Genomic DNA, 15,210 nt, shown 5'->3' with positions numbered 1-15,210 from the left:
AACCGGATACCGCTCTAGCGCCCCCTCAACTTCTTTCACATCACCGGAGCGACACCATGACCGAGCAAAGCGGAGCCGACATCCTCGTCGAGGCGCTGTGCGATCTCGGTGTCGAGATCGTATTCGGCTATCCCGGCGGCGCCGTGCTGCCGATCTACGACGCGCTGTTCCGCTCGGGCCGGATCAAGCACATCCTCGTCCGCCACGAACAGGCGGCGACGCACGCGGCGGAGGGCTATGCCCGCTCCACCGGTCGGCCCGGCGTCGTGCTCGTCACCTCAGGCCCCGGTGCGACCAATGCCGTCACCGGCATCACCGATGCGCTGCTCGATTCGATCCCGATGGTCGTCATCACCGGTCAGGTGCCGACTGCACTGATCGGCACCGATGCGTTTCAGGAAGCAGACACGGTCGGCATCACCCGCCACTGCACCAAGCATAATTATCTGGTGAAGGACCCCGCCAAGCTGGGCGCGGTGATCCACGAGGCGTTCCACATCGCCACGTCGGGTCGCCCCGGCCCCGTCGTCGTGGACATCCCCAAGGACGTGCAGGTCGCGACCGCGAAATATGTTCGCCCCGGTCCGATCCAGCACAAGACCTATCGCCCGCAGGTGAAGGCCGATCCGAAGGCGATCGAGACGGTGGTCGACATGCTCGCCGCCGCCGAGCGCCCGGTGCTCTACACCGGCGGCGGCATCATCAACGCCGGCCCCGCCGCGTCGCAACTGCTGCGCGAACTCGTCCGGCTGACCGGCGCGCCCGTCACCTCGACACTGATGGGCCTCGGCGCCTATCCGGCGAGCGGTCCGCTGTGGCTCGGCATGCTGGGCATGCACGGGACGTACGAGGCGAACATGGCGATGAACGAGGCCGATCTGGTCATCGCCGTCGGCAGCCGCTTCGACGACCGCGTCACCGGCCGGCTCGACGCGTTCAGCCCGAACAGCCGCAAGGTCCATATCGATATCGACCGGTCGAGCGTGAACAAGAACGTCCGCGTCGACCTCGCCGTGATCGCCGATGCCGGCCACGCGCTGGAGGATATGGTCCGCGTGTGGAAATCGCGCCAGCATCCCCGGCCCGATCTGGGCGACTGGATGCGCCGGATCGAAGGCTGGCGCGCCGTCCGCTGCCTCGATTTTCCGGAGGTCGGCCCCGACATCATGCCGCAACGCGCCGTCCGCGCGCTGTGGGAGGCGACGCATGCCCGCGACCCGATCATCACGACCGAGGTCGGCCAGCACCAGATGTGGGCCGCGCAGCATTTCGGCTTCGAACTGCCCAACAAGTGGCTGACGTCTGGCGGACTCGGCACGATGGGGTACGGCCTGCCCGCCGCGATCGGCGCGCAGTTGGGCAATCCCAATGCGCTGGTCATCGACATCGCCGGCGAGGCGTCGATCCAGATGAACATCCAGGAACTCGCCACCGCCGGCCAGTACCGGTTGCCGGTGAAGGTGTTCATCCTGAACAACGAATATATGGGCATGGTCCGCCAGTGGCAGGAACTGACCTATTCGTCGCGCTACGCCGAAAGCTACAGCGAATCGCTGCCCGATTTCGTGAAGCTGGCCGAAGCCTATGGCTGGAAGGGTATTCGCATCGAGACGCGCGACCAGCTCGATGCCGGCATCGCCGACATGCTGGCCTATGACGGGCCGGTGATGGTCGATTGCCGAGTGTCGAAACTGACCAACTGCTTCCCGATGATCCCGTCGGGCGCGGCGCATACCGACATGATCCTGCAGGCCAACGAAGTGTCCGGCGAAATGGACGACGAAGCCAAGGCGCTGGTCTGACCTTTCTGTTCCCCTCCCGCTTGCGGGAGGGGTCAGGGGAGGGCCTGTCCGCCAACGCCGCCCCCTTCAACCTGCCCTCCCCCGACCCCTCCCGCCAGCGGGAGGGGAGAGAGATCGAAATGCACATCAGACCCGAACCTGCCGAACGCCATACGCTGGCGGTGATCGTCGACAACGAACCCGGCATCCTGGCCCGCATCGCCGGCCTGTTCACCGCGCGCGGCTATAATATCGAAAGCCTGACCGTATCGGAGATCACCCACGACAAGGCGGTCAGTCGGATCACCATCGTCACCAGCGCGTCGCCACCGGTGATGGAACAGATCATGGCCCAGCTCGACCGGCTGGTGCCCGTCCACAAGGTCGTCGACCTGACGGTCGAGGGCGAGCATGTCGAACGCGAACTGGCGTTGGTGAAGGTGGCGGGCGTCGGCGAGAAGCGGATCGAGGCGATGCGCCTGGCCGAGGTCTATCGCGGCCGGGTGGTCGATGCGACCACCTCCAGCTTCGTGTTCGAGGTGACCGGCTCGTTCCAGAAGATCGACAAGTTCGTCGAGTTGATGGGCGAGGTCGGCCTGGTCGAGGTCGCCCGCACCGGCATCGTCGCCATCGCCCGCGGCCGCGACGCGGCGTAACATGATTTCGTCACCCCAGCGAACGCTGGGGTTTCGTGCCGCATGGGCACGCTCAACAATCGGGAGGCCCCAGCGTTCGCTGGGGTGACGCCCTCACTACAAAGGGGAATACCAATGCGTGTCTATTACGATCGCGACGCCGATCTGAACCTCATCACCGACAAGAATATCGCCATCGTCGGCTACGGCTCGCAGGGCCATGCCCATGCCCAGAACCTGCGCGATTCGGGCGTCAAGGACGTGGCGATCGCGCTTCGCGAAGGCTCGGCGACCCGCGCCAAGGCAGAGGGTGCGGGCTTCACCGTCATGACCAACAAGGAAGCGGCCGGCTGGGCCGACATCCTCATGATCCTGGCCCCCGACGAGCATCAGGCCGGCATCTGGGACGCGGACCTGAAGGGCAACATGAAGCCCGGCGCCGCGCTCGCGTTCGCACATGGCCTGAACGTGCATTTCGGCCTGATCGAGCCACCCAAGGACATCGACGTCATCATGATCGCGCCCAAGGGCCCCGGCCACACCGTGCGCGGCGAGTATATTAAGGGCGGCGGCGTGCCCTGCCTGATCGCGATTCATCAGGATGCGTCGGGCAACGCGCATGACGTGGCGCTCGCCTATGCCAGCGGCGTCGGCGGCGGCCGTTCGGGCATCATCGAGACGAATTTCCGCGAAGAGTGCGAGACGGATCTGTTCGGCGAGCAGGTCGTGCTCTGCGGCGGCCTGACCCACCTGATCCAGGCCGGGTTCGAGACGCTGACCGAGGCGGGCTATGCCCCCGAGATGGCGTATTTTGAGTGCCTGCACGAGGTGAAGCTGATCGTCGACCTGATGTATGAGGGCGGCATCGCCAACATGCGCTACTCGATCTCAAACACCGCCGAATACGGCGACATCACCACCGGCCCGCGGATCATCACCGACGAGACGAAGAAGGAAATGAAGCGCGTCCTCGCCGACATTCAGGGCGGCCGCTTCGTCAAGAACTTCGTCCTCGACAACCGCGCCGGCCAGCCCGAACTGAAGGCCGCCCGCAGCCTCGCCGCCGCGCATCCGATCGAAAAGACCGGTGCCGAACTGCGCGCGATGATGCCCTGGATCGGCGCCAACAAGCTGGTCGACAAGGCGAAGAACTAAGGGCGACGGGATGCGGGTGGTTTGTGCCGCCTGCATCCCCTCTCCCCACCCGTCATCCCGGCGAAAGCCGGGACCCATGGTCACGATGAAGGCAGTTGTAGCGTGCTGCCGATGATTGCGCTGCATCCATAGGTCCCGGCTTTCGCCGGGATGACGGACGCGAGAGTAAGGATCGGCGAACTTCTCCAACGAAACGCACCGTTGCCGCCTCGGCGTTTGACGCAGCCTGTTCCGCCCGGCACCTTGGCCGGCATCCAACAGGGAGTTTTCCGATGCGTCTCGTCCTCGCCGCCGCCGCCATGCTGATCGCGGCCCCGCTTCTCGCCCAGACCGGCACCCCCGGCACCCCCAACAAGGCGCTGGTCACCGCCGGCACCTACCCGGTCGACGCCAATCACACGCAGGTGACGTGGCAGGTCAACCATATGGGCTTCTCGATGCTGCAGGGTCAGTTCGGCGCCTCGGGCGGTTCGATCACGATCGATCCGGCCAAGCCCAACGACACCAAGGTCGACGTGACCTTCGCGGTCGATCAGCTGTCGACCACCTCGCCGCGCTTCACCGAGCATCTGAAGTCGAAGGATTTCTTCGACGCCGCCGCCAATCCCACCGCCCGCTTCGTATCGACCGGCGTGCGCGCCACCGGCGACCGCGCCGTCATCACCGGCAACCTGACGATCAAGGGCGTGACCAAGCCCGTTACGTTGCAGGCGAATTTCGTCGGCGCCGGCGCGAACCCGATGAGCAAGAAGCTGAACTTCGGCTTCCGTGCGACCGGATCGATCAGCCGCAACGACTTCGGCCTAGGCATGGCCGTGCCCGTCGTATCGGACAAGGTCGACCTGACGATCAACGCCGCCTTCGCCGCCCAGTAAGACGACGGATCGCCGCGCGGTATCAGGCCGCGCGGCGCATCCTGGCAAAGCCTTCGAACGTGGCGCGCACCGCCGGTGTCGCGTTGGCCACCAATGCTTCGATCCGGGCGATCTCGCCCTCGTCGCCACCGGATGCGCGATACGCCATCGCCCATGGTCCGAATTCCCGCGCGGCAACGGTCCGGTCGGACAGGATCACGATGGCGCGATGTCGGGCGTCATCGCGGATGCGCGCCAACGTCGTCTCGACAGCCGCTTCCTCGCCTTCCAGTGCCTGAAGGAACCGCTTGCCGTCGAAGAACAACAGGCCGGTCACGTGCTGCCGCGTGTTGTTCCGTTGCGATACGGCCATCAGGTCGTCGATATCCACCACGGCGTCGCGGTGCAGGGTGCTGATGTAAACGATCTGGCGCATCTTCTACTGGTTCACTTTTCGTTTCTGCTCGATTTGTTTCGACGCCGCCTACGCCGCCCGGCGCATCCGCATGAAGGCATCGAAGGTATCGCGCGCCGCTGGTGAGGCATGCGCCGACAGGATCGCCATCCGCGCGATCGTCGGCAGGTCCGATTCCGCCGGCGGGCGATACGCCATCGCCTCCACCCCGAACTCGCGCCGCTTGATCCCGCGATCGGACAGGATCAGGATCGACTGATGCCGGGGATCGCCCTGGATACGGGTGAAAATCTGCTGCACCGGCCCCGCCGCCCCCTCGATCGCGTGGAGAAACCGGCGGCCGTCGAAGAACAACATGCCCGTCACCAGTTGCCCGGCATTGCGGCGCCGTGCGGTCGCCAGGATCGCCGGAATATCGGCGACGACGTTCTGGCACAGGCTGCTGATATAGACGATCTGGCGCATTCGGCTCCTTTCGGCAAACTGGTGCCGAACCCGACCTAACCCATCGCCGTTAAGGAAAAGTGCGCGAGGGCCACCGCCACCGATGGACAAATCGCCATACCGGCGGCATTGGAGGCGCACGATGATGCGTGCGGCTCTCCTGATCCTGCGACTTACCCGCCCTTAGGGCGGTCGTGCACGCATGCGCACTTCCCTAAGGGCCGACGACCACCCATACGCGCCATAATGGCCGCGCGGGTTCGTACCCGTGGCGGCGAAGCCGGGAAGTTACCATGCTCCGCGATCCATCGACCAAATACCGACCGTTCCCGCCCATCGCCCTGCCCGACCGGCAATGGCCGTCACGCACGATCACGCACGCCCCCCGCTGGCTGTCCACCGATCTGCGCGACGGCAATCAGGCGCTGATCGATCCGATGGACGCGGAAAAGAAGACGCGGCTGTTCGACCTGCTCTGCAAGGTGGGGTTGAAGGAGATCGAGGTCGGCTTCCCCTCCGCCGGCGCGACCGAATTCGACTTCATCTCTGGCCTCGTCCGCGATGGCCGCATCCCCGATGACGTGACCATCCAGGTCCTCACCCAGTCGCGCCGCGACCTGATCGAAACCAGCTTCGCCAGCCTGAAGGGCGCGAAGACGGCAATCGTCCACCTCTACAACGCGGTCAGCCCCGCCTGGCGCCAGATCGTGTTCGGCATGACCCGCGAAGAGGTGAAAGCGATCGCCATCGCCGGCGCCAAGGTGCTGCGCGACGAGGCCGCGAAACAGCCCGATACCGACTGGTTCTTCGAATACAGCCCGGAAACCTTCTCCACCGCCGAACTCGATTTCTCGGTCGAGGTGTGCGCGGCGGTAATGGACGTGCTGTGCCCGACGCCGGATCATCCGCTGATCCTGAACCTGCCCGCCACCGTCGAATGCGCGACGCCCAACATCTATGCCGACCAGATCGAATGGTTCGGCCGCAATATCCCCGACCGCGACAGCGTCGTCATCTCGCTCCACACCCACAACGATCGCGGCACCGGCGTCGCGGCGGCGGAACTGGGCATGATGGCGGGCGCCGACCGGGTCGAGGGTTGCCTGCTCGGCAATGGTGAGCGCACCGGCAATTGCGATCTCGTGACGCTGGCGCTGAACCTGTACACGCAAGGGGTTGATCCGCGGCTCGACCTGTCGGACATCGACGAGGTGGTGAATACTGTCACCTATTGCACCAACCTGCCCGTCCATCCGCGCACGCCCTATGCCGGCGATCTCGTCTTCACCGCGTTCTCCGGATCGCATCAGGACGCGATCAAGAAGGGCTTCGTGGCGCAGGGCCAGCGTAACGATGGCCTGTGGGAAGTACCCTATCTGCCGATCGATCCCGCCGATCTCGGCCGCAGCTACGAAGCGGTAATCCGCGTCAATTCGCAGTCGGGCAAGGGCGGCGTCGCGTGGGTGATCGAACAGGACAAGGGCCTGAAGCTGCCCAAGCGGCTGCAGGCCGATTTCAGCCGCCATGTTCAGGCGCTGGCCGACGAAACCAGCCGCGAACTCGGCGCCGCCGATATCTGGGGCCGGTTCGAGGCGACCTACCTCCCCCGCGCCGGCGACCGCTTCGTGCTGCGCGATTACGAGGAGACCGGCACCGCCGGCCAGCGCCTGTTCGTCGGCCATGTGTCGGTCGATGGCGTCGACCGGTCAATCTCGGGACGCGGCAACGGCCTGATCTCCGGCGTGATCGATGCGCTGGGCGAAACGGGGCCGACGCTCGACGTGGTGGATTACAGCGAACACGCGATCGGCCACGGCGCCGATGCGCAGGCCGCCGCCTATGTCGAATGCCGCACCGCCGATGGCCGCACGGTGTTCGGCGTCGGTCTCGACAGCGACATCGCCACCGCCAGCGTCCGCGCGGTGTTGAGCGCCGCCAATCGGGCGTGATGTCAGCACTTTAGGGAACGCCTTCCCGCCCCGCCGGTTCGTCTCCCGATATCCTTTGGGAGACGGACCGATGGCCAGCGAGCACAAGCCCACGAAGAAGATGGCGATCAATGCGCAAAAGGGTCTCGACCTGCGCGACCGCTTCGATTGCGGCGGTACGGAGGTCGGCGTCAAGCGCGCGAAACAGATCGTCGAGGGCAAGCCGATGTCCGACGAGGACGTCAAATCGATGCACAGCTACTTCGCTCGCCACGACGTCGACAAGGACACCAAAAGCCACGACTGGGGCAATGAGGACGATCCCTCGGCCGGTTACATCGCATGGCTGCTATGGGGTGGCGACGAGGGCAAAACCTGGGCTGACAAGGAACGCGAGAAGGTCGAGGAGTAGAGGCGCTCTTCTCCCGTTTCCAAAACCGGACCGACTCGTCCTGTCGAGAACGCAAATCGACCGTCGGCGAATTACATCGCAGCATTATGTCCTACACGCCCGGACGCGATTATATCCGTCCGACGATCGCCCTTTCTTACCGTCGATCCAGACGCGGGCTACGCTCTCGCTCACGTGTACGCACCGACGCGCGGCCGTGAGTGCGACTTTAGAGTTGGATTATATTTGAGCGTTCTCCGGCCTATCTGAGTCGAAGGGGGATTTAAGCTGGCGGGCTGATCTGATCACGGTGCTGGCTGATCGGCGACAAGGCGTTCTGGGATGTCACGCGCCTCGCCGTCTATGGCCGCCCCGACCCCCGCCCCGGCAACTTCATGCCCCGCTTCGGATCGACGAGCGAATATGAGGCGCTGGTCGTGAAAGTGACGGGCAAGGATTATCGCTGGTTCTTCGACGTCTATCTACGTCAGGCGGCGCTGCCCGATCTGGTGGAGACACGAACCGGCGACCCACTCACGCTGGCGTGGCGGGTTCCCGGCAATGGCCCCTTTCCCTTGCCGATCGATATCACCGTCGATGGTATCCGCGGAACGCTGCCGATGACGGACGGTCGCGGAATGCTGACGATATCGGAGGCGCCCATGTCGTCCATCGATCCCGACGCCCGAGTCTTGAGACGATCGATAGCGGTCGAGGAGATGCAGACGTGGCAAAGTTGGCAAAGAAAGTAGGCTACACAGCACACGACCTACGCCGATCGAATACATAATGGCGGTGTTTACAGTTAACGACGGCGTGTCCCGGCGCCTGAAATCCATCGGGCATGCCCAACTGTGGCAATTGAACATTCAGCGGCTACTTTGCTGGGTGATAGTCCACCAACTGTGGATGTAGATATAGCGCGCATGACTGGCGACTTACCAGCAGCAGGGCTGCCGAACTTCAAATCGAACGATATTCCTTATCACGACGGGCACCGGGATAAAGACTGAATACGAGAGAGAACGGGCGGGTCAGTGCACGAACGCGGCGTTTGAACGCAAGGCTGCCTCGTCCCCAATCTTTTCCATCCATACCGCGAACCCCAAGCACGATTGGATCGACCATTAAATACGTACGCACCGCAACGTCTGTCGATGCCATTATATGGCGGGACAAAATCATCTCGGGCGGCAAACGGTTCTCATCGTCGCGCAGCAGCAAATAACTATCTCGGAGTAGCATGTTATACCCGCGCTTAGTCCACATCATGATGCGCATGTCGAGCCAAGGCCGACGCCAGTTCCAGATATCGCCCGCGAAATCGACGCCAGCTGCCGATTGAATCACGCTGGTCAGATTGGTCACGCGATACCGCCCCGTGACCTTCACCACCACGCCCTCACCCAACTCGGGCACATGATCCATGGCATGCTGGATGAGCGCCATCTCTCCATAACCATAGCCATGGGCGGCAGGATAACTGATCCCCTGATAGGAAAGAAGAGTGATCGGATATCCGTCCGACACCGCATTGAACGAAGACAGGTCGCTGTTGGAATTATCGACGAAAACGATCCGGTCGATCCCCCGGCCGATCCAGTCGCGATAGAAGCAGAGCGCCGCGATATACTCGTCACGCCGGGCCTGCGGATTTCCGAGCGAGGTGCGCATTCCCCTGGCGGGGGCGACGGTCGCCGTCATCAACAGCGTAACCGGTCTGACGGACATGGCACGAACTCCTGACACCGGCCTGCGGATAAGCAACAACTAGGCTGCAAGGCGATAAACGGCAACAACATCCGGAATGAAGGGAAGGGAATGGTTGCCCCGCTCCGACACGGCTGTTAGCGTTTTCGGCCTCCAAGGAGATGATGATGCGGCGCGTATCGATTGCAATGTGTACCTACAATGGCGAACGGTACCTTCGCCAGCAGCTGGACAGTTTTGCCGCGCAGGAACGATCGCCCGACGAAGTGGTGATCTGCGATGATGGTTCGACCGACGGCACAGAAACGGTGGTCAACGTCTTTCGCGCGACCGTCAATTTTCCGGTTCATTTCCATCGCAACCCCGTCAACCTCGGATTCGCGCGAAATTTCGAAAAGGCGGCGTCGTTGACCACAGGCGATCTCGTGTTTTTCTCCGATCAAGATGACGTCTGGCAACCTGGTAAGGTTGCCGCGATGGTGGAGGCGTTCGTACGAGACGACCGGGTTGGCCTCGTATTCTGCGACGCTGATCTGGTCGACGGCGACTTGGCGCCAATCGGACTCCGCTACTGGCATAAACAGGGATTTGCGGATGCGTTGCAGGATGCGCTGGAAAGCGACATCGGCGCGCGCACGCTGTTGCGGGATCCCGCGCAGATGGCGGCGGGCGCGACCATGGCCTATGCAGCTCGTTTCGCACCGTCGATATTTCCGCTGCCCGATGGCTGGACACACGATGCGTGGATCGCGACGATCGTCGCCGCGCAATCGAAGGTCGTGCTAATCCGCCAACCGCTGAACCAGTATCGCCAGCATGTCGCGCAGGTTTATGGAGCTTCATCAACGCCCGCGACTCGCCGTCAGCATGCAAAGGCGCGGTCGGGATCAGCGGACCATTTCGTGCAGACGGCCGTACGCTACGAAGCCCTGCTCGACCGGTTGGCCGGTCGCGCGACGCTCGACCCGGATTTCCCGACACACATCCGCGGGAAGATCGGCCACTGGCGAAACCGAGGTGCATTGCGCGCGCGCAATCGGGTCGTCCGCTGCTGCGTCGTCGCCGCCGAATTGCTGCGCGGTCGATATGCGCACTATTCGCAGGGCCTGCGCAGCGCGGCCATGGACTGTCTCTACTGATAGGTCGCCCGCGGCGGGCTACACCTCTCCCGTCGTGGAAGCAAAGCAGCCCCCACGTTGTCACCGGGCAATGGCGGCGGGCTTCCCCGCTTCCATTCCGCCGCCCATGCCACCAGTGCGAGCGGCAACCCGCGCAGAGCTACATTGCCGAATGCGGCGGCGTTCAACACCCGTGCCACCCGGCTTCGCCGCTGAAGCCAGACCGGATGGCCGAGCGCCGCCGCATAGGGCTGCGCCGCCGCATGAAACGGCGATAGTTCGAAACATAGGAAGTGCAGATAATCCGCCTTTGACCGTCGGGCATCGGGCGGAACGACGAAAGACCATGGCTTGTACCGGCCCAGCATGTGGATGAACGCCGGTCGCCTGAAAATCATCCGCAGCCGGTCGATGGCGTGATAGCCATTGGCCCCGCAATGTTGCACCATCTCTGGTCCGTTGCGGATATAGTGAATGGGCAGATCGGCAAATTCAGTGGAGGCGAGCAGTGCCGCGAGCACGTCCTGATCGCCCAGCAAATGGGTCGGACGCGTCGCGATCGGCGTCTTTTGAGCCGCGATAAAACGAGGGTCGGCGAGGAGCGCCTGCCATCGTTCCAGAAGTGGTCGATGGGCTCTGGTAACCCGGACCGAACCGGAGTTGGTCATCCAGTCCAGTTCACGTGAGACCGTCAGTCCCCATGCCCGCGCGCGACCCGAACATCCACCGGGCTGACGATAACGATATTCTTCGCCGACGACGACCGCCCCGGCGGGCAGCGCGTCGAGCAATCCGCCAAGATCACCCGAAACGACCACATCCGTATCCAGCCAGAAGGCGCTGTCGGCCTCCGCCAAGGCGCGAAGCAGTACCGTCGGCTTCACACTCCAGCCGCTGACGCCCAGATCGTCGATCGGGCGCAGTTCCATGTTTGGCAGTTCATCGGATAGTACCTTGGCCCCGGCCAGCGGCGAGAAACACAGAAGCCGCAGATGTGGGGCGCGGTTCGCCATAGACCGGGCCAAAAGTGCCAATCCCGGCAACGCCGACTCGCGATCCTCGTACGTGCAGACGATCACCGAAGGAACGACCAAGCGTTCCGCCTGCGGAGCGGGAAATGCCATCATCAACTGTCGATGCCTGAGGTTCAGACGATGCGGTTCAGCGCAGCGTCGATCTGCGAGATAAAGAGCGGCCTCCTCACGGTGGTTTCGCCATCGCAGGAAGCATCGATACAGCACAGCGCCCGGCCAGACAGCAACGAGCGATGCATCCGGAATGCTTTGCAATCCGGATGTTTGGGCATTCAAGTGTTAAGGGATATTCGACAGCGCCTCGGGCGTCTTTACATTTTACTTAAGCAACGACTACTTTGCGCAAGACGATATGGTCACGCATGACCGCCCAGTGCGGACCGACCGACGACAAGCACGGCAAAACAAGCTGATGTAGTTAACAAGCGGCTTTCGGACTCTTCATCGATATGGACGCATATGATGCGCAGCACGCTGCCGATGAAGCACCATCACCGGTTTTACACCGTCTCAAACCGGATCGATGGATGGCCGCCGGTAAACATGAAAGCGCCACCAGCCGATGTGGCCGGTGACGCTCGCTCAACCTTCACCGCTACGCGGCGTCGCCGGTCTTCTTCTTTTCGGCATAGACGCGGATAGGTTCCTTGCGGCCCTCCACCACGTCCTTGTCGATCATCACTTCGTCGACGCCATCCATGCCCGGCAAATCGAACATGGTATCCAGCAGGATCGCCTCCAGAATCGACCGTAGACCACGGGCACCCGTCTTGCGTTCGATGCCCTTCTTGGCGATCGTCACCAGCGCATCGTCGGTAAAGCCCAGTTCCACCTGCTCCATATCGAACAGTTTCTGGTATTGCTTGACCAGCGCGTTCTTCGGCTCGGACAGAATCTTGACCAGCGCCGCGATATCAAGATCTTCCAGCGTCGCGATCACCGGCAGACGACCGACGAATTCCGGAATCAGGCCGAACTTCAGCAAATCTTCCGGCTCGGTCGACCGCAACACCTCGCCGGTGCGCCGCTCCTCGGGGCTGGCGACATACGCGCCGAAACCGATCGACTTGCCCTGCAGACGGTCGCCGATGATCTTTTCTAGGCCCGAAAACGCGCCGCCGCAGATGAACAGGATGTTAGTCGTGTCGACCTGCAAAAACTCCTGCTGCGGATGCTTGCGTCCACCCTGCGGCGGGACAGAGGCGGTGGTGCCCTCCATCAGCTTCAGCAGCGCCTGCTGCACGCCCTCGCCCGACACGTCGCGCGTGATCGACGGATTTTCCGCCTTGCGGCTGATCTTGTCGATCTCGTCGATATAGACGATGCCGCGCTGCGCTCGTTCGACATTGTAATCCGATGCCTGAAGCAGCTTCAGGATGATGTTCTCGACATCCTCGCCAACATAACCGGCCTCGGTCAGCGTCGTGGCGTCCGCCATGGTGAACGGCACGTCGAGAATCCGCGCCAGCGTCTGCGCCAGCAGCGTCTTGCCGCAGCCGGTTGGTCCCACGAGCAGGATGTTCGACTTGGCCAGTTCGACATCGGCGCCCTTGGCGCCATGGTTCAATCGCTTGTAATGATTGTGCACCGCCACGGACAAGACGCGCTTCGCCTGCTTCTGCCCGATGACGTAATCGTCGAGGACATTGCAGATTTCCTGCGGGGTCGGCACGCCGCCATCCTTCTTGGACACCAGCGCCGACTTCGTCTCCTCACGGATGATGTCGTTGCAAAGCTCGACGCACTCGTCGCAGATGAAGACCGTCGGACCGGCGATCAGCTTGCGCACTTCGTGCTGCGACTTGCCGCAGAACGAACAATAGAGGGTGCTCTTCGAGTCGCCACCGCTCAGCTTCGTCATTCAGATAACCCTCTTGGCAACCGCACCACACGGTCGCTCGCTATGCAGCGTGCGCCATCGGAAAATGGCACGCGGACACGGATATGGCCTTCCGGCATCCGCTCTACAAGCCGTAACCGACCACCCGTCCGACCAAACCAATCCCAAACCAGCCAGGTGGATGCTTCGAGAGACATCGATCAAGGACGGATCGGTCGACGTATGACATCCGCGATCGCCGATTTGGCGAGGCCTGAAGCGGGACAAAATGGTCCGTAACGGTTGTTGACACGTCCCATCGGCACCGACCACGATCGTTCGGCGGACAGGTGACGCCGGCGCGCACCAAAGGGGGAACGGGTGCAGGTTACAAGATTCTATCCGGCTGACCGGCTTAGGTGGCTGGCGGCGACCGTGATCGTCCTGGCGATGGCGGTGCCGTTATTGGCCGCGCCGTTCCCGCTGCTGATCGATCTTCCCGCGCATGTTGCCCGTTATCACGTTGAGCGCAATCTGCCGTTCACTCCGGAATTGAGTCGATTTTTTACCTACTCGTGGCGTTACCTTCCCAATCTGGGCGTGGATCTAAGCGTCGCTTTCCTCAGCCAGTGGATGAACGTCGAAACCGCGGCACGCCTCGTCGCGGCAACCATCCCGCCGATCGGCGCCGCCGGCATGTTATGGCTCGGTTATCGTCTGCATGGTCGCATCACCGCGACGACACTGCTCAGCCTGCCGCTGAACTATGCCTATCCGCTGATCTTCGGCTTCGTGAATTCCTGCCTCGCGGTTTCATTGTCGTTCGTCGTCTGTGCGGGTTGGCTGACGCTGGAGCAGCGCGGCCGGACGCGCTGGAGCGCCGTTCTCCTGGCCGTCGCCGCGCCCGTCATCATCACGGCGCACATGATCGGCTACGGCGTGATGGGGCTGATGATCGCGGGCGTCGCGGCGGGGCAAGCCATCCGCCGAGGCCACCCAGCGCTGGAGGTGCTGAAAACGGTCGCTCTTAAGGCATTGCCTCTCTCATGGCCGCTGATACTCCTTCTGTTCTGGCGGAATGACCAGACCGGCACCGCCGGCCGTTGGTTCGACTTCGCCCTCGACGCCCGCTGGTTGCTCATGATCCTGCGTGAACGCCATAACGCGTTCGACATCGCGTCGGCCGGGCTGTTGTACGGCGCGGCGCTGTTGCCACTGCTGGTCCGGCACCGGTTCGCCAGCGACTTGCGCGCACTGGTGCCAGCGATCCTGCTGTGGATTTGCGTGTTCCTGATGCCCAGCCAGATCGTCGGATCCGAGTTCGCCGCCGTCCGTCTGATCGCGCCGGCTCTGGCACTCAGCCTGCTTGCCGTCCGCGAGTCGAAGCCCCTGCCCCGATGGGTCTGGGGAGCGGCATTCGCCTTCGTGCTGTTGCGGCTGATCGTCAGCACCGTGACCTTCGTCGACGTATCGCAAAAGGCGGATCGGGAACTGGCACTGCTCGATCGGGTCCGATCCGGTAGCCGCGTGGTGGCGATCTGGCTGACCGACTGCAGGCGAGACTGGGAACCGCCCCGTTATTCCCACCTCGGCGCATTCGCGACCGTACGACGCAACGCCCTGGTCAACGGGCATTTCATGAGTTCGGGGCAGCAGCTGATGGCGCTCGTTCCAAACGCCGACGATGCCCTGACGGCCGCGCCATCGATGATCTCGGCCGAACCCTGCGAACGACTGGGGCAAAAGGACAGTGCCGCCGACATCGTCCGCAGGCTGCCGTGGCGGCACATCGATTATCTCTGGCTGATCGATATCGGCGATCTTCCCCTGCCCCTGCCGATCGCCGCCCGTCAGATCGCGACGACCGGCCAGTCACGCCTGTTGCGTGTCGATCCGGACGTATCGATCAAGCCACAGGAATAGTGG

14 protein-coding genes are annotated in these 15,210 nt (G+C 63.1%); 9 read left to right on the top strand and 5 right to left on the bottom strand.

Annotated elements, in window-relative coordinates:
• Positions 1 to 56: 56 nt before the first annotated feature.
• The 4 genes from JAO74_RS03090 (at position 57) to JAO74_RS03075 (ending at position 4,446) form a co-directional block, all read left to right on the top strand.
• On the top strand, positions 57 to 1,802 hold the full coding sequence (locus JAO74_RS03090) for an acetolactate synthase 3 large subunit (RefSeq protein WP_199034860.1): 1,746 nt from the start codon (positions 57 to 59) through the stop codon (positions 1,800 to 1,802).
• A gap of 119 nt (positions 1,803 to 1,921) precedes the next feature.
• A complete protein-coding gene (ilvN, locus tag JAO74_RS03085; RefSeq protein WP_199034859.1) occupies positions 1,922 to 2,437 on the top strand; it encodes an acetolactate synthase small subunit in 516 nt (171 codons plus the stop codon).
• Positions 2,438 to 2,551: 114 nt separating this feature from the next.
• Positions 2,552 to 3,571, top strand: coding sequence for a ketol-acid reductoisomerase (gene ilvC / locus JAO74_RS03080; protein ID WP_199034854.1), 1,020 nt, complete (start codon positions 2,552 to 2,554; stop codon positions 3,569 to 3,571).
• A 272-nt stretch (positions 3,572 to 3,843) separates the two neighbouring features.
• Complete coding sequence (locus tag JAO74_RS03075; protein WP_199034853.1) at positions 3,844 to 4,446, top strand: YceI family protein; 603 nt, start codon at positions 3,844 to 3,846, stop codon at positions 4,444 to 4,446.
• Between the two features lie 22 nt (positions 4,447 to 4,468).
• On the opposite strand, the gene JAO74_RS03070 is transcribed toward JAO74_RS03075, so the two are convergent.
• Positions 4,469 to 4,861: a BLUF domain-containing protein gene (locus JAO74_RS03070; RefSeq protein ID WP_199034852.1), complete on the bottom strand. Its 393-nt coding sequence runs from the start codon at positions 4,859 to 4,861 to the stop codon at positions 4,469 to 4,471.
• A 48-nt stretch (positions 4,862 to 4,909) separates the two neighbouring features.
• On the bottom strand, positions 4,910 to 5,305 hold the full coding sequence (locus JAO74_RS03065; protein ID WP_199034851.1) for a BLUF domain-containing protein: 396 nt from the start codon (positions 5,303 to 5,305) through the stop codon (positions 4,910 to 4,912).
• Between the two features lie 272 nt (positions 5,306 to 5,577).
• Here JAO74_RS03065 and leuA point away from each other — a divergent pair, with 272 nt between their 5' ends.
• The 3 genes from leuA to JAO74_RS03050 all read left to right on the top strand — a co-directional run bounded on the left by leuA (position 5,578) and on the right by JAO74_RS03050 (position 8,355).
• Positions 5,578 to 7,233, top strand: a complete 1,656-nt coding sequence (gene leuA / locus JAO74_RS03060; RefSeq protein ID WP_199034850.1) for a 2-isopropylmalate synthase — start codon at positions 5,578 to 5,580, stop codon at positions 7,231 to 7,233.
• Positions 7,234 to 7,303: 70 nt separating this feature from the next.
• Complete coding sequence (locus tag JAO74_RS03055) at positions 7,304 to 7,624, top strand: hypothetical protein (RefSeq protein ID WP_199034845.1); 321 nt, start codon at positions 7,304 to 7,306, stop codon at positions 7,622 to 7,624.
• A 374-nt stretch (positions 7,625 to 7,998) separates the two neighbouring features.
• Positions 7,999 to 8,355, top strand: coding sequence for a hypothetical protein (locus tag JAO74_RS03050; RefSeq protein ID WP_199034844.1), 357 nt, complete (start codon positions 7,999 to 8,001; stop codon positions 8,353 to 8,355).
• A gap of 211 nt (positions 8,356 to 8,566) precedes the next feature.
• Here the strand turns inward: JAO74_RS03050 and JAO74_RS03045 are convergent, their stop codons facing one another.
• Positions 8,567 to 9,334 (bottom strand): hypothetical protein, encoded by a 768-nt coding sequence (locus tag JAO74_RS03045; RefSeq protein ID WP_199034843.1) that lies wholly within the window; start codon positions 9,332 to 9,334, stop codon positions 8,567 to 8,569.
• A gap of 146 nt (positions 9,335 to 9,480) precedes the next feature.
• On the opposite strand from JAO74_RS03045, the gene JAO74_RS03040 reads away from it, so the two are divergent.
• Positions 9,481 to 10,452, top strand: coding sequence for a glycosyltransferase family 2 protein (locus JAO74_RS03040; protein WP_199034839.1), 972 nt, complete (start codon positions 9,481 to 9,483; stop codon positions 10,450 to 10,452).
• On the opposite strand, the gene JAO74_RS03035 is transcribed toward JAO74_RS03040, so the two are convergent.
• The gene (locus JAO74_RS03035; protein ID WP_233150570.1) at positions 10,446 to 11,444 is read right to left on the bottom strand and encodes a hypothetical protein; all 999 of its coding nucleotides are present in this window, start codon (positions 11,442 to 11,444) and stop codon (positions 10,446 to 10,448) included. The genes JAO74_RS03040 and JAO74_RS03035 overlap by 7 nt on opposite strands.
• 616 nt (positions 11,445 to 12,060) lie before the next feature.
• The gene (gene clpX, locus JAO74_RS03030; RefSeq protein WP_199034835.1) at positions 12,061 to 13,326 is read right to left on the bottom strand and encodes an ATP-dependent Clp protease ATP-binding subunit ClpX; all 1,266 of its coding nucleotides are present in this window, start codon (positions 13,324 to 13,326) and stop codon (positions 12,061 to 12,063) included.
• Positions 13,327 to 13,749: 423 nt separating this feature from the next.
• Here clpX and JAO74_RS03025 point away from each other — a divergent pair, with 423 nt between their 5' ends.
• On the top strand, positions 13,750 to 15,207 hold the full coding sequence (locus tag JAO74_RS03025; protein ID WP_199034833.1) for a hypothetical protein: 1,458 nt from the start codon (positions 13,750 to 13,752) through the stop codon (positions 15,205 to 15,207).
• Positions 15,208 to 15,210: the final 3 nt, after the last annotated feature.

The organism is Sphingomonas mollis (assembly GCF_016427505.1).
Taxonomy (GTDB): Bacteria; Pseudomonadota; Alphaproteobacteria; order Sphingomonadales; family Sphingomonadaceae; genus Sphingomonas; species Sphingomonas mollis.
This window is presented reverse-complemented; position numbering and strand designations above follow the sequence as displayed.

Coding starts and splice junctions, on each gene's coding strand:
- clpX (WP_199034835.1), bottom strand. CDS start 13,326: ATGACGAAGCTGAGCGGTGGCGACTCGAAGAGCACCCTCTATTGTTCG.
- JAO74_RS03050 (WP_199034844.1), top strand. CDS start 7,999: ATGCCCCGCTTCGGATCGACGAGCGAATATGAGGCGCTGGTCGTGAAA.
- JAO74_RS03055 (WP_199034845.1), top strand. CDS start 7,304: ATGGCCAGCGAGCACAAGCCCACGAAGAAGATGGCGATCAATGCGCAA.
- JAO74_RS03090 (WP_199034860.1), top strand. CDS start 57: ATGACCGAGCAAAGCGGAGCCGACATCCTCGTCGAGGCGCTGTGCGAT.
- ilvN (WP_199034859.1), top strand. CDS start 1,922: ATGCACATCAGACCCGAACCTGCCGAACGCCATACGCTGGCGGTGATC.
- JAO74_RS03070 (WP_199034852.1), bottom strand. CDS start 4,861: ATGCGCCAGATCGTTTACATCAGCACCCTGCACCGCGACGCCGTGGTG.
- JAO74_RS03075 (WP_199034853.1), top strand. CDS start 3,844: ATGCGTCTCGTCCTCGCCGCCGCCGCCATGCTGATCGCGGCCCCGCTT.
- JAO74_RS03045 (WP_199034843.1), bottom strand. CDS start 9,334: ATGTCCGTCAGACCGGTTACGCTGTTGATGACGGCGACCGTCGCCCCC.
- ilvC (WP_199034854.1), top strand. CDS start 2,552: ATGCGTGTCTATTACGATCGCGACGCCGATCTGAACCTCATCACCGAC.
- JAO74_RS03035 (WP_233150570.1), bottom strand. CDS start 11,444: ATGGCGAACCGCGCCCCACATCTGCGGCTTCTGTGTTTCTCGCCGCTG.
- JAO74_RS03040 (WP_199034839.1), top strand. CDS start 9,481: ATGCGGCGCGTATCGATTGCAATGTGTACCTACAATGGCGAACGGTAC.
- JAO74_RS03065 (WP_199034851.1), bottom strand. CDS start 5,305: ATGCGCCAGATCGTCTATATCAGCAGCCTGTGCCAGAACGTCGTCGCC.
- leuA (WP_199034850.1), top strand. CDS start 5,578: ATGCTCCGCGATCCATCGACCAAATACCGACCGTTCCCGCCCATCGCC.